Source organism: Winogradskyella sp. PG-2 (assembly GCF_000828715.1).
GTDB lineage: Bacteria > Bacteroidota > Bacteroidia > Flavobacteriales > Flavobacteriaceae > Winogradskyella.
Genome location: NZ_AP014583.1, coordinates 1,705,411 through 1,718,834, shown reverse-complemented (window position 1 = coordinate 1,718,834; position 13,424 = coordinate 1,705,411). Strand labels below are relative to the sequence as shown.

At 31.1% G+C, this 13,424-nt stretch carries 13 protein-coding genes; 6 read left to right on the top strand and 7 right to left on the bottom strand.

Annotated features, from left to right (window positions below):
* Positions 1-9: 9 nt before the first annotated feature.
* Positions 10-2,175, bottom strand: a complete 2,166-nt coding sequence (locus WPG_RS07635; RefSeq protein WP_045471003.1) for a DUF5916 domain-containing protein — start codon at positions 2,173-2,175, stop codon at positions 10-12.
* A gap of 227 nt (positions 2,176-2,402) precedes the next feature.
* On the opposite strand from WPG_RS07635, the gene WPG_RS17370 reads away from it, so the two are divergent.
* Positions 2,403-3,359: a sensor histidine kinase gene (locus tag WPG_RS17370; RefSeq protein ID WP_052471188.1), complete on the top strand. Its 957-nt coding sequence runs from the start codon at positions 2,403-2,405 to the stop codon at positions 3,357-3,359.
* Between the two features lie 63 nt (positions 3,360-3,422).
* The gene (locus WPG_RS07625; protein ID WP_045471001.1) at positions 3,423-4,130 is read left to right on the top strand and encodes a LytR/AlgR family response regulator transcription factor; all 708 of its coding nucleotides are present in this window, start codon (positions 3,423-3,425) and stop codon (positions 4,128-4,130) included.
* Positions 4,131-4,158: 28 nt separating this feature from the next.
* On the opposite strand, the gene WPG_RS07620 is transcribed toward WPG_RS07625, so the two are convergent.
* Positions 4,159-4,926 (bottom strand): XRE family transcriptional regulator, encoded by a 768-nt coding sequence (locus WPG_RS07620; RefSeq protein ID WP_045470999.1) that lies wholly within the window; start codon positions 4,924-4,926, stop codon positions 4,159-4,161.
* A gap of 178 nt (positions 4,927-5,104) precedes the next feature.
* Here WPG_RS07620 and WPG_RS07615 point away from each other — a divergent pair, with 178 nt between their 5' ends.
* The 3 genes from WPG_RS07615 to WPG_RS07605 are packed head-to-tail and all read left to right on the top strand — an operon-like array spanning position 5,105 to position 10,108.
* Entirely contained in the window at positions 5,105-8,125 is a 3,021-nt protein-coding gene (locus tag WPG_RS07615; RefSeq protein WP_045470998.1) for a DNA polymerase III subunit alpha, read from the top strand.
* Between the two features lie 8 nt (positions 8,126-8,133).
* Positions 8,134-9,351 (top strand): DNA polymerase IV, encoded by a 1,218-nt coding sequence (gene dinB, locus WPG_RS07610; RefSeq protein ID WP_045470997.1) that lies wholly within the window; start codon positions 8,134-8,136, stop codon positions 9,349-9,351.
* A 25-nt stretch (positions 9,352-9,376) separates the two neighbouring features.
* Complete coding sequence (locus tag WPG_RS07605; RefSeq protein ID WP_045470996.1) at positions 9,377-10,108, top strand: SOS response-associated peptidase; 732 nt, start codon at positions 9,377-9,379, stop codon at positions 10,106-10,108.
* A gap of 18 nt (positions 10,109-10,126) precedes the next feature.
* Here the strand turns inward: WPG_RS07605 and WPG_RS07600 are convergent, their stop codons facing one another.
* From WPG_RS07600 to WPG_RS07580, 5 genes are read right to left on the bottom strand one after another with little or no spacing between them, the layout of a single operon-like run.
* Positions 10,127-10,333: a helix-turn-helix domain-containing protein gene (locus WPG_RS07600; protein WP_045470995.1), complete on the bottom strand. Its 207-nt coding sequence runs from the start codon at positions 10,331-10,333 to the stop codon at positions 10,127-10,129.
* Positions 10,334-10,335: 2 nt separating this feature from the next.
* Positions 10,336-10,587 (bottom strand): DUF2975 domain-containing protein, encoded by a 252-nt coding sequence (locus WPG_RS07595; RefSeq protein WP_045470994.1) that lies wholly within the window; start codon positions 10,585-10,587, stop codon positions 10,336-10,338.
* Positions 10,584-11,123 (bottom strand): hypothetical protein, encoded by a 540-nt coding sequence (locus WPG_RS07590; protein ID WP_045470992.1) that lies wholly within the window; start codon positions 11,121-11,123, stop codon positions 10,584-10,586. Before WPG_RS07590 ends, WPG_RS07595 begins: the two co-directional genes overlap by 4 nt.
* 2 nt (positions 11,124-11,125) lie before the next feature.
* Positions 11,126-11,650 carry a DUF2975 domain-containing protein gene (locus tag WPG_RS07585; RefSeq protein WP_045470990.1) on the bottom strand — a complete coding sequence of 175 codons (525 nt, stop codon included), beginning with the start codon at positions 11,648-11,650 and terminating at the stop codon, positions 11,126-11,128.
* Between the two features lie 2 nt (positions 11,651-11,652).
* The gene (locus WPG_RS07580) at positions 11,653-12,162 is read right to left on the bottom strand and encodes a DUF2975 domain-containing protein (RefSeq protein WP_045470988.1); all 510 of its coding nucleotides are present in this window, start codon (positions 12,160-12,162) and stop codon (positions 11,653-11,655) included.
* A gap of 105 nt (positions 12,163-12,267) precedes the next feature.
* On the opposite strand from WPG_RS07580, the gene WPG_RS07575 reads away from it, so the two are divergent.
* On the top strand, positions 12,268-13,416 hold the full coding sequence (locus WPG_RS07575) for an aminotransferase class I/II-fold pyridoxal phosphate-dependent enzyme (protein WP_045470986.1): 1,149 nt from the start codon (positions 12,268-12,270) through the stop codon (positions 13,414-13,416).
* The last annotated feature ends 8 nt before the right edge of the window (positions 13,417-13,424 follow it).

The window sequence follows — 13,424 nt, the reverse complement described above, 5'->3', positions numbered from 1 at the left end:
ATTCGCCACCTAAAAATCAAATCGATAATTCATTTTAAAAGCTATTGCCCAATTTTTTCTTGTAATATCTTGAGTATAATTATCGGATACTACAAGGTAAATATAAGACAGTGGCTTGTATTCCCACTGCAAACGACTATTAATATTAAAATTATCTGCTTGTGTATTATACTGTACATAAGTTGTCCACTTTAAACGATTGTTAAAAAAGACTTGTCCAGTAAATCGTGTAAGGTGAAATGTTTCTTTCCCTAATTCGTTTAAATCTATAGTATTAACATCATAAGACAGTTCTAAATTTGCAAATGGCAATAATTGATAGTTTAAATAAACACCACCTGATGTGCGCTTACCACTATAATAATTGCCATTTTGAACATTTACTCGATATCTAAACTTTTGCTCGTTAGCAGAATTATAACCTACTTTTAAAAGCCCATAATTGTATTTATCTGGAAGTAACGCATTACCATTTCCTAGAGGGTCAAAACCATATTTAAGTTCTACCAAATCATAAGTAAAAACATAGTAAACCGCTGATAAGTCTTTAAAGAATAGTGCTGAATTTAAAAAATGTGATGACTGATTTAACTTTCCACTTTCATCAAAGTAGTTGTTGTTACTATAATTTAGTATTCTAAACGAATTCAGACTCTTAGAATTTTCATAAAACCTCTGATATTCTACACTAGCAGTAGTCTGTGTGTACCCTTCTCTAACCACAATATCATTGAGAGCATCATAATTACTTAATCTTGGGGTAAACCCTAAATCAGTAATATAATTTTTACCGATATTTTTGATTGCTGCACTCCATTCTAATCCTCTTTTATTATACCAAATCCCTGCATGATAAAAATTAATTTTTTCTGAAATTCCATCATTAAAACTCTTACCTAAATTAGCTAATCCCAACCATCTGTTATTATTAGATCTATAATTTAAATTTAATCCTGTTATACGATTATAATCGTTAATAAATTCAAATTTATTAGTTTCTTGTCTATTGATTAAATAAGCTGTTGCAGTAACATTTTGTGACAATTGTTGCTCACCTACCAAAACACCATAGTTCTGTGAAGCAATATCACCTTCCTTATCGGATTGTACATTTAAAACACCTATTCTTGTTTTTGAAGATATATTTCCAGATAGTTTTAATCCAAACTGTATATCACTATTTGCACCAATTCGTCTTGAATAAAATGGGTTGATTCCATCTACTCCCAAATTAGAAAACAAATCTGCATTTTCTAAGAAGAAATTTCTTCGCTCTGGAAAAAACACAGAAAATCTAGTAAGGTTGGTCACTTGTTGATCTACATCTATTTGCGAAAAATCTGGATTTATAGTTGCGTCTAGTTTTAATGACGATGTTAAGTTATACTGTATATCTAAACTAGGCTTAAAGGTAGTTTCATCTGTATCTTCAATAACATTGTTTAGATAATTTGTTGTAACCGATGGTGTGAAAGCAAATTTTGAACTTGATATACTAGGCAGATCTTCTACCAAGAACTTTTCTGTAAAACGCAAATCGAATAGTCTATAATTACGCTTAACATTCTTAAGTATAGTCCAAGAATTCTTTTTAATATCTCGCACATAAATTTGAATTCCGAAAACAACATTCTCTTTATTAAAATTTAAAAATTTAAGCTGTATAGCAACTTCATATAGTTTATCATTACCGCTAACATTAGTCTTTGCGTTCCAAACAGCATTCCAACTGGTAGTAAAGTCATAGCCGCTATTAATTTTTTCAACTATACCATCTATAAGTGTTCCATAGGCATTTACAGAAAAATAATATGCATTTTGCTCCTGATTTTGCGTGTCAAGCACCATTGCAAAACCATCACTTAAACCAATTGGTACATCTCTTTTTAAAGAACCTACTTGAGATTTATTTTCGGTATCATGATAAACTAGACTTACATAGAGGTTTTCACCATCATGGAATAGTTTTACTTCGGTTTGTTGTTCGGCTAAACCCTCATCATTTGGGGCATAATTGTAAAAGCCTGTATATTCTGGCAATTGTTGCCAAACAGATTCATTTAACTTCCCATCTGTTTCAATATCGGCTTCTTTGTATAGTATAGTGGCTGATTGCGAATAGCAATAACCAATTCTCAAAAGCAGTAATACAATAGTGTGATGTATAGTCTTCATGCAACGAGATGAGTTAAATTAGTTACTTTAAGTTTTGCTCAAAAATACAGTGGACATGTAACTGAATTCAAAAAAGTAGACTAACCCTTTATTTTAGCAAACAGAAAAGGTTTTTAACAAGGATATAAGTCTTGGTCTGTAAAACACTATTGTTGGTCGTTCATAAAGCATGGTTTAGTCGATTTTTTTATTTCTCGCTTAGTATAATTGTATTTTTATTTTTCGTCATGGATTCCTCTCGAAATACATATCATTTTTTTAATGCTACATTTTTTAAGCATACTATTTTTTGGTTGGGTGTGTTTCTATATTTTATAGTCACTTCTGACCTAACTTATTTTGAAGCAGGATATATTCAATTATTTCATTCTACATGTAAAATTTTAATCCCACAAATAATAACTGCTTATGTGTGTTTATTTGTACTAGTCCCAAAGTTTTTAAATACCAAAAAGACAGCTTTATTTGCACTATGGCTAATTATTTTATTAGTTGTAGTCTTCTCCTTATATATTGTGCTACATATGTATTTATACGAGCCAAAATATTATCAATTTTTTAATGAGACTACTAAAAAATATGCTGAAGAATCCTATTGGGAACGAATTACAAATTTCTCACTCTTTTTTAGTAAAGCTATTAAGTTTCTGACACCCACAGCATTATTATTAATGGCTCGCTTTTATAAAAATCAACAGAAGTATCTCAAACTTAATGAGCAAAAGAAAACAGCAGAACTTACTGCTTTAAAGCACCAGTTAAATCCTCATTTTTTATTCAACACTTTGAATAATTTATATCCATTGGCGCTTAAAAAATCTGACCAAACTCCAGAAGTCATAGAAAAGTTATCAGACATGCTAGATTATATGTTATATCGTACAAACGAAACTTTTGTATCACTTCAAAAAGAAATAGAATTAATTGAAAATTATCTTTCCTTAGAAAAAGTGAGATACGGAAAGCGTGTGAAAATTTCTTTTGAAAACACTATCATAGAAGATGTGAAAATTGCACCTCTCTTATTACTTACTTTTATCGAAAATGCCTTTAAACATGGTGTAAGTCAGGAATTAAAAAAAGCTTATATCACTATAGCCATTACTGTAGAAAACAACCAAATTCTTTTTTCGATAGAAAATTCTAAATCTAAAACATCAATTGAAGCTATTATATTCAGGTAATTATAATTTGGAGGTTATAGATAACACAGAATCTTATAACGTTATTCTAAAATTATTGGCTAAATGAAAGTACACAAATGTTTAATAATTGATGACGAAGAGCTCGCAAGAGAACTAATTGAGACACATCTAACACAACTCGATGGTTTTGAACTAGTCGCTTCTTGTGCAAGTGCTATTGAAGCCAGTAAAATATTGCAACAACAGACAATAGATTTAATGTTTTTGGATATAGAAATGCCTGTTTTAAAAGGTACTCAGTTTTTTAAAAATTTAATTCAGAAACCAAAAGTTATTTTCACAACGGCTTATCGTGACTATGCATTGGATGGATTTGAGTTAAACGCAATAGATTACTTATTGAAGCCCATTACTTTTGGTCGCTTTTTTAAAGCCATAGAAAAGTTTTTAGAGTCTGAAAATACAACCTCTCAAGTCCTTCCAAAGAATAACGATGTAATACATAAAGATTACATCTATATAAGAAATGACCGAAAACAAGTGAAAATTAAGTTCGAAGATATTTTATATATAGAAAGCTTAAAAGACTATGTGAAAATTCATTTGCTAAAAAATAATTATGTGACAAAACACAGTATCTCAGCATTTCAGAAGCAATTGGATAGTCGCTTTATTCGTGTTCATCGCTCATATATTGTTAATCAAAATAAAATATCGGCTTACACCAAACATGATATTGAAATAAATACTATCGAAATCCCAATTGGCGATAATTATAAACAGAAAACATTGGATAAGTTGGTGAAATAAAAATTAGTATAAATCGGATATATCTAACCTACATCATCTTTATCGCTTCCAATTCTACTTTCAATTCTTGAAACATCATCATTATACTGCTTAATTTCAATTCCTTTTCATCATACTCTTGTGTGTTGATACAACATGTAAATTCCCAAAGCTCTAAAATAGTTTCTTTAGAGACTAAATAAGGTTGATACGATTTGTTATCAGAGCTTAATAATAAATCAGTTCCGCTATCATCTGTTGTATAAATACGCTTATATACCAAACCATCATCTTTGGTTAAGACGACATACGTTCTACCACTCTTAATATCCCTAATATCTTCTAAGAATTTTGCCACTACAAAAGCACCATCTTTTACAGGTAACATAGAATCTCCTTTTATAGGAAACGCTCTGTGTGTACCTGTTGGCAAAAAAGGTAATTTAATTTTTTGAAGCTGTTCTATATATTCCGGGTCGTCATAGCCAGACAAATACCCGGCTGATGCTTTTGCTGGTACTATTTCAATTAAATCTTCATTGTTTTCATTTACAGTTACTGGGAACAACACACGCTTATTTCCAACTTCTATAAACGACGTATCCTTTGCTTTACGCAAATCTTTTTTTACTAAAATATCTATTGGAATATCAAAATAATTAGATACATCTATTAGACGATCTATTGGTGGCTCAGAACGCCCTTCTTCATACGAACCAACCATTGAGCGACTCCATTTTAATTCGTCTGCAAAACGCTCTTGAGACATCTTCTTGAGGGTTCTTAAATGTTTTATGTTGGCTTGGATAGGTTTCATGTATTTATATCTATTCTTTTTTAAAGGACACATGGTACATCCATATAATCATTGTCCTTGGGTATTGGCCGTTTCGTTATGGATGTTTCATTAAAATTTGAGCTTTAACATTAATTACTACAAATGTAAGCAATAATAACTACATATAGTAGCTAATTTTACAAACTCATTATTAATTATGTATTTAAACTGTCACACCTATTACAGCCTTCGTTATGGCACCATAAAACCAGAGCAATTGCTTGCTATTGCTTCAGAAAATGGTATGCAAACTTTGGCATTAACAGATATTAATACAACCTCTGCTTGTCTTGATATTGTTCGACTTTCAGAAAAATATAAAGTAAAACCAATACTTGGTGTTGATTTTAGAAATAGAGCACAACAAGAGTTTATTCTTATTGCAAAAAACAATAATGGCTTCAAAAACATCAACGATTATCTTTCTAAATTTCTTCATAATCATGAGTTGAAAATTCCTGAACGTCCTGAAAAAGTTTTAGGCAATTGCTTCGTGATTTATCCGTTTCAAAAGGGAAAGAATTTCAAATTACAATCCAATGAGTTTTTAGGTATTTCCCCAAAAGACCTCAACCATTTAAAATTTTCAAAATGGAATCAGTTTAGAGAGAAGTTAGTGGTCTTAAAAACAGTGTCATTTCAGAATAAAAAAGGATTTAATACGCATCGTTTACTTCGCGCTATAGATAATAATACTTTATTAAGCAAACTCCCGAAGTCTGAAGAGGGTAATAGTAGCGATATAATGTTGCCTTATAATGAATTGCGTGAAACATATTCGGAATTCCCAAAACTCATCAATAATACTGAGCAACTATTAAAAAATTGTTCTATCGATTTCGATTTTGAAACTGATGAACCTAAAAACCAAAAATGTTTAACTGAAAATGAAATTTCGGATTACGCGTTATTAGAAAAACTAACCTACGATGGCATTCCCTATCGTTATGGAAACAATATTGAACAAAAGGTTTATCAGCGTATTGAAAAAGAGCTCGATATCATTAAAAAAAAAGGCTTTGTCTCCTATTTCTTAATAAATTGTAAAATTTTAGAATACGCACGTAGTAAAGATTACTATTACGTTGGTCGTGGAAGTGGCGCCAACAGCATTATCGCGTATTTACTGCGAATTACAGATGTAGATCCTATTGAACTCGATTTATATTTTGAACGTTTCATTAATCTATTTCGGCAAAATCCACCAGATTTTGATATTGATTTTTCATGGAAAAATAGAGATGACATTACGCGATTTATATTCGACAATTTTGAGAACACCGCACTTATTACAGTATACAACACTTTTAAATTTAAAGCATCGGTACGTGAATTAGGGAAAGTGTTTGGTTTGCCAAAATCCGAAATGGATATGCTTACTAAAGGAAGATATAATGTCAATCAACTCGATAAATTATCGCAACTTGTTGTTAAATACGCAAAGTACATCCAAGGATTCCCCAATTATTTAGGGATTCATGCAGGTGGTATTTTAATTTCAGAACAACCTATTCATTCTTACTGTGCCACATTTATGCCGCCAAAAGGTTTTGCTACCACGCAGTTCGACATGGTCGTAGCGGAAGATATTGGTCTTTATAAATTTGATATTTTAAGCCAACGTGGCTTGGGAAAAATAAAAGAAGCCGTAGAAATTATTGATGCTAATTATACTGAGCAACCACCAATTGATATTCATGATATTAAAGGATTTAAGGAAGATGAACGTATTAAAGATCTTTTACGAAACGCAAAAGCTATTGGTTGCTTTTATGTGGAATCTCCTGCCATGCGCATGCTCTTAAAAAAACTACAGGTTGATGATTACCTAGGTTTGGTAGCTGCAAGCTCTGTAATTAGACCTGGCGTTGCAAAAAGTGGTATGATGCGACAGTATATTCTACGTTATCGTTATCCAGAAAAACGTAAAGAAGCTCACCCTGTATTGGCGCAAATTATACCAGAAACTTACGGAGTTATGGTTTATCAAGAAGATGTGATTAAAGTGGCACATCATTTTGGTGGTCTAGATTTAGGAGAATCTGATATGTTACGTCGTGGTATGTCTGGTAAGTTTCGATCACGTACCGAATTCTTAAAAGTGAAACAAAAGTTCTTCAATAATTGCAAAAATGATGGAAAACCTTATGAATTTGTTGCAGATGTTTGGCGACAAATTGAAAGTTTTGCAGGCTATGCTTTTGCCAAAGGTCATTCTGCTTCTTATGCTGTAGAAAGTTACCAAAGTCTTTTTTTAAAAGCCTATTATCCATTGGAATATATGACTGCCACTATCAATAATTTTGGTGGGTTTTATAGTACAGAGCTCTATTTACATGAAGCCAGAATGCATGGCGGTATAATTGAAGCTCCGTGTATTAATCAATCCTTTAATCAAGCTATTATTAAAAGCAAAACTATCTATTTAGGTTTTATGTTTTTGCAGTCTTTGGAGTCCAAAGTCATTAATCGTATTCTTAAAGAACGTTTTAAAAATAGTGCTTTTAAGTCATTGGATGATTTTATAGAGCGTGTCTCAATTTCTATTGAGCAGATATCTATTTTAATTAAAATAAATGCCTTTCGGTTTACAGGAATTAACAAACGTGAATTGCTTTGGGAAGCTCATTTAAAAATTAGTAAAACTGTAATTCAAGAAAATGTTATTAATCTATTTAGAACTGAAAAAATTAATTACAATACACCCGAATTACCAAGTACAGCTTTAGAAACTGCTTTTGATGAAATGGAATTATTAGGTTTTCCATTATGCAATCCATTTTTGCTATTAACAACAAAATCAACAGGAAATTTACGTGCTAGACATCTTGAAAAATTAGAAGGCAAACTTATTATTATTGAAGGCTACTTAATTACTACAAAAAACACAAAAACAGCAAAAGGAAAAGCAATGTATTTCGGAACCTTTCTAGATCGTGATGGTGATTTTATAGATACGGTTCACTTCCCCCCTATTGCTACAAAATATCCATTTAGAGGTAAAGGGGTTTACAAAATAATAGGCAAGGTCATGGTAGAATTTAATTGTGTAAACATTGAAGTTTCAGAATTAGAACGTGTAGCAATAATTGAAGACCCAAGGTATTCGGTAAAATCATTAAATCCAACATTTCAGAATAAGAAGAGTTTTGAAGACCATAGAATAGCACAAGGGTAAAAAATAAAATGAATAACAACCGCTCAATAGTACACATGGATTTAGACACATTTTTTGTGTCTTGTGAAAGACATTTAGATAGCCGACTCAATGGTAAACCTATACTCATTGGTGGCACTAGTGATAGAGGCGTTGTGGCCTCTTGTAGTTATGAAGCCAGGAAATTTGGAATACACTCAGCAATGCCAATGCGAATGGCGAAGCAACTATGTCCTGAGGCCATTATTCTAAGAGGTAATTCTGGAGTTTACACCAAATTCTCAAACGATGTAACAGACGTTATAAAGGAGAATGTCCCACTTTATGAAAAAACATCTATTGATGAATTTTATATTGATCTCACAGGAATGGATAAATTTTTCGGCTGCCATAAATTAGCATCAGAATTGCGTCAACGTATTATTAAAGAAACAGGCTTACCTATTTCCTTTGGCTTATCACTTAACAAAACGGTTTCAAAAATTGCTACAGGTGAAGCTAAACCTAATAATGAAATTAGAATAATTTCTGGTACTGAAAAATCATTTTTAGCTCCACTTTCGATAAAAAAAATTCCTATGGTTGGTAATGTAACATACAAATCGCTCTGTGATTTGGGTGTTAAACGTATTAAAACCGTACAAGAAATGCCCATGGAACTTATGCACAAAGTTCTTGGCAAAAATGGCCTTTCTATTTGGAAAAAAGCAAATGGCATCGACAATTCTCCTGTAATACAATACCACGAACGTAAATCTATTTCTGCAGAGCGCACATTTGGACAAGACACTACAGATGTAACTAAATTAAAAGGATTGATCATTGCAATGGCTGAAAATTTGGCCTATCAATTACGTCGTGGTAACAGATTAACCGCTTGCGTTACATTTAAGATTCGGTATTCAGATTTTCAGACGCACACACAACAGCAACGTATTCCTTATAGTGCAATGGATCGTAGTATTATTCCTGTGATCTTAAGTTTATTCAAAAAATTATATCATCGTAGACTTTTGGTACGATTGATTGGTGTAAAATTTAGTCATTTAGTAGAAGGTGGTCATCAGATCAATTTATTTGAAGACAACGAAATGTACCTCAACCTCAGCAATGCCATGGACAAAATGCGCGAACGCTATGGAGATAGAGCCGTAATGAATGCTGCTGGTATGGAAGCTAAAACTATTAGCCGTTTTAATCCTTTTAATGGAGAGCCACCACCTTTATTGGCAAATAGACATCAATAAAAATCATTTTCATTAAATTAGTGGTATGTGTTATTCAACAGCATTACGAAAAGAACGAGAAAAGATAGAAAAGGAATTACGTCAACAAATCAGTGTAAAATTTGATGCTAAATCTACGTACCAACCTTATTACCATCTCAATGGGTTTACACATGGCAATCTTCAAATCATAAAGATGGACACACCTGAAATTATTTCAGATGCGAGTTGGGGATTGATTCCAGATTGGGCTATACACAATCCTGAAGCTTTTAGAAAAAAAAGCAACACCCTTAATGCCAGATCAGAAAGTATTTTTGAAAAACCATCCTATCGCGATAGTGCTGAAAATAAGAGATGTTTAATCTTAGCTGATGGTTTTTTTGAGCCACACCATGAAAACAGTAAAGCTATTGCCTATTTCTGTTATCAACCCTCAGAATCTAACTTAGAAAGTAACATATTTCTATTCGCTGGTCTTTATAATGAGATCGATGATACAACATTAAGCGCTACAATATTAACTACTAAAGCCAATGATTTTTTTATGGAAGTTCATAATAAAGGTAAACGCATGCCTTTAGTGTTAGATCCTCATTATTTTGAAGATTGGTTAGATGATGGTATGAGCGACCAAGAAATTAATGAAATTATGGCTAAAGGGTTCACAAAAAAAGAATTTAAAGCACATCCTGTTAGCAGAGATTTTTACAAAAAGAACATTGACACTAATAAGCCTTATATTATAGAGGAAGCTCAAAAAGATACACTTTTCTAGATCACAATTTTTCTAATTTTAGTCTTCGACGTACTCTAAAATATCGCTTGGTTGACAATCTAGTGCTTTACAAATAGATTCTAAGGTTGAGAAGCGCATTGCCTTTGCCTTACCCGATTTTAAGATAGACATATTAGCGGGAGTTATCCCTATTATTTCTGCGAGTTCTTTACTTTTCATACCTCGTTTTACTAACATTATGTCTAAGTTAACTACGATTGGCATAATTATATAGTTAGATCGTTTTCTTGCTGGATTCTGTTCCCTTCTTTTAAAAGTTCACTAAGAATAAAAAGTGATAAGCCCATTAAAAATAAAACGAAATCAAATTCTAATCGAGGGTTCATAGAAATATTAGCGTATTTCAATTCAATATTCATAGGCTCTATACTAATGTACGGTAAAGCTAAACCGAGAATAAAACCAGAAATAGTAGCAAATAAAATCTTAAAGACCAATAAAGCACCTATCGTTTTCATAAGCTTAGAAAGTTTATCAGAAAACTGAAAATTGTTTTAAGAAAAAAGAAAATAACAATTAAAAGAATAAAATTAATATATACTCTAAAAAACATTATTATCTTATTTATCAACGTATTAGATTTAATATTAACATATCCATCACCTGCAAATCTAGGTGAAATAAACTCATAATTATTGGTCATTTCACTATTATGAATACTTACTACAGTTTTAAAATTTATAGAATCTTGCGTTGTTAATGGTTTAACATATTTTATCGTTCCGCTTGAATATTCCTGTCCATTATCATTAATACCTTCGTATGTCTTTTTATATAGTCTATTATTAAATATTGGCTTTTCAGGATTTATTTGAAATTTCACTGGTACTTGATATATAAATGAATTATAGTTTCCAAGAGTACCACTATCAAACTTAACATTCTTGCCTAAAATTTGAAAAGTTACAGTAAATACAAAAAATAGTATTAATAGATAGAAGCATCCGTTACATAGCCGATAAAGAGTACTTATAAGTGAATTGTTTTTTTTCATAATTAAATAGTTAATTCATTATCCTCTTCTGCTTGTTTTCCTTTCTCAAAAATTTCAGCCAAAATGTAAAATGCCAATCCTGCAGGAATTAAAAAGGTAAATTCTGCTTTAAGTTCGTTAAAAAAGTTAAAAGTAGACTCTTCTATTGAAGCTAAAAGAAATCTTAATATTAGTACACTTACTGTATAGCTAATAAAAATATTTCCGATTTTTTTAAAGTACTTAATATTCTTATCACTAAAATAATTTCCATCTTCAATTTCCTTCAAAATAGACAAGAAATAACTAAACCCATAAATAAGATAACCTCCCCAAAAGAAAAGCCCTGCATTTAAAGCATAATAACTCCATTCAATGGCATTTTTTGAAGTAAACCAAGGTTCATTTTTATCTGCACTTTTTGCCCAATTTGTAAATTTTTCAAATTGATTAAAATCAAACTCGCGCATATCATTTAAAAGTACTGAGACTGCACTTATTAAAATACCATAAGTGATATATGTTAATAATTTTGTATTGTCTTTCATGATTAAATTGTTAAATCGTTTTCATCTTTCATAGCCTTAGTGTCTCTAAAAACTGTACTCATTAGCATTAAAAAAAATCCTATTGCAATTATTAATAAATAGACCAATGTTTTTTCACTTAAACCAATTAAAACTTTCCGTTTAAAAAACATATTACTAATCACATCAATAAACCATAAAGAAACTGACGAAAGAACCATAAGCTTTCCCGAATTGAGCATTCTATTTATAAGTTCGGTATTATAAAAATCTTTTTTTAATAACAGTTTTATCGCCTTTCTCAATTTCCATAACGCAACGACAAAAACAACATAAACCACAAGTTCTAAAAAGGTGAAAACATAAAGCATTTTTTCAGTTTTAAAAATTATTACATCTTCTTCTATGCCGATAAAATCTTGTTTTACACCAAAAAGGATCATTGTTAAAATGAAAATCCCTAAACCAATACTGATTAGTAGAAGGAAAATAATAATATTTAGTATCAAATAAAGTGTTCTTGCAGAGTTCATAATTATCGTTGGACAATAACAAACTTACAATAATTATCGTAAAACAATAATTTTTTTTAAATAAAGATGATTTTATAGTCAATATGCAGTTTGTATCTTTGACTCGTGTTACCAAAAAAATTAAATAAAAAACTAAACGCACGAAAAGCGAACAATGCCTTTCGACAATTAGGTTCAAGTTCTACTCTGATAGATTTTTCATCTAATGACTATTTAGGGTTTTCTAACTCAGAAGTTATTTTTGATAAAGTACATCACTATGTAATTGATAATAATCTGAAAAAAAATGGTGCTACTGGCTCTCGCCTATTATCTGGGAATCATTCTTTATATGCTAAAGTTGAAACCCAACTTTCAAATAGTCACAAATGTGAAGCAGCTTTAGTTTTTAATTCAGGTTACGATGCTAACATTGGTTTATTATCATCAGTACCTCAACGAGGTGACATAATTTTTTATGACGAATACGTGCATGCCTCTATTAGAGATGGTATAAATATGAGTAATTCTAAGCACTATAAGTTTAAGCATAATAATTTAAGTGATTTAGAGCAAAAGTGTCAGGCTGCGCGTAGCAGAAACCCTAAAGATTCAGAAATATATATTATTACTGAATCTGTATTTTCAATGGATGGGGATTCACCAAATATATTAAAGCTCACTCAACTTTGTACAGCATACAATGCAAATCTTATTATTGATGAAGCTCATGCTTTAGGTGTATTTAAAACTGGTTTAGTACAAAAACATCATCTAGAAGATGATGTTTTCGCAAGAATCATAACTTTCGGAAAAGGTTTAGGTTGTCATGGTGCAGCAATCTTAGGTTCACAAAATTTAAAAGATTATCTAGTTAATTTTTCGCGCACTTTTATTTATACCACAGGCTTACCCCCTCATTCTTTAGCTACAATAAAAATGGCTTATGAAGAACTTGTCATTCAAAGCAGTAGCGAAAAATCTCAAATTAAAGAATTACAAGAAAATATTGATTTTTTTAAATCTGAAATTATACGTTTAAAACTAAATCACAGATTTATTGATTGCGAATCTGCAATACAATGTTGTATAATTTCTGGGAATGATAATGTGAAGTCTGTCTCTGAGCGACTTCAAAATAAAGGGTTTGATGTTAAGCCTATCTTATCTCCTACAGTACCTAAAAACCAAGAGCGACTGCGATTTTGTTTACACAGCTATAATTCTAAAGTAGAAATAACAGAAGTCTTACAGTTACTTGCTATTTTTGTTTAAAATCTATT

Bases quoted from the DNA above. Each gene is read 5' to 3' on its own strand.
- WPG_RS07605 (WP_045470996.1), top strand. From the start codon at position 9,377: ATGTGTTATTCAACAGCATTACGAAAAGAACGAGAAAAGATAGAAAAG.
- WPG_RS07620 (WP_045470999.1), bottom strand. From the start codon at position 4,926: ATGAAACCTATCCAAGCCAACATAAAACATTTAAGAACCCTCAAGAAG.
- WPG_RS07590 (WP_045470992.1), bottom strand. From the start codon at position 11,123: ATGAAAAAAAACAATTCACTTATAAGTACTCTTTATCGGCTATGTAAC.
- dinB (WP_045470997.1), top strand. From the start codon at position 8,134: ATGAATAACAACCGCTCAATAGTACACATGGATTTAGACACATTTTTT.
- WPG_RS17370 (WP_052471188.1), top strand. From the start codon at position 2,403: ATGGATTCCTCTCGAAATACATATCATTTTTTTAATGCTACATTTTTT.
- WPG_RS07580 (WP_045470988.1), bottom strand. From the start codon at position 12,162: ATGAACTCTGCAAGAACACTTTATTTGATACTAAATATTATTATTTTC.
- WPG_RS07595 (WP_045470994.1), bottom strand. From the start codon at position 10,587: ATGAAAACGATAGGTGCTTTATTGGTCTTTAAGATTTTATTTGCTACT.
- WPG_RS07625 (WP_045471001.1), top strand. From the start codon at position 3,423: ATGAAAGTACACAAATGTTTAATAATTGATGACGAAGAGCTCGCAAGA.
- WPG_RS07635 (WP_045471003.1), bottom strand. From the start codon at position 2,175: ATGAAGACTATACATCACACTATTGTATTACTGCTTTTGAGAATTGGT.
- WPG_RS07585 (WP_045470990.1), bottom strand. From the start codon at position 11,650: ATGAAAGACAATACAAAATTATTAACATATATCACTTATGGTATTTTA.
- WPG_RS07615 (WP_045470998.1), top strand. From the start codon at position 5,105: ATGTATTTAAACTGTCACACCTATTACAGCCTTCGTTATGGCACCATA.
- WPG_RS07600 (WP_045470995.1), bottom strand. From the start codon at position 10,333: ATGCCAATCGTAGTTAACTTAGACATAATGTTAGTAAAACGAGGTATG.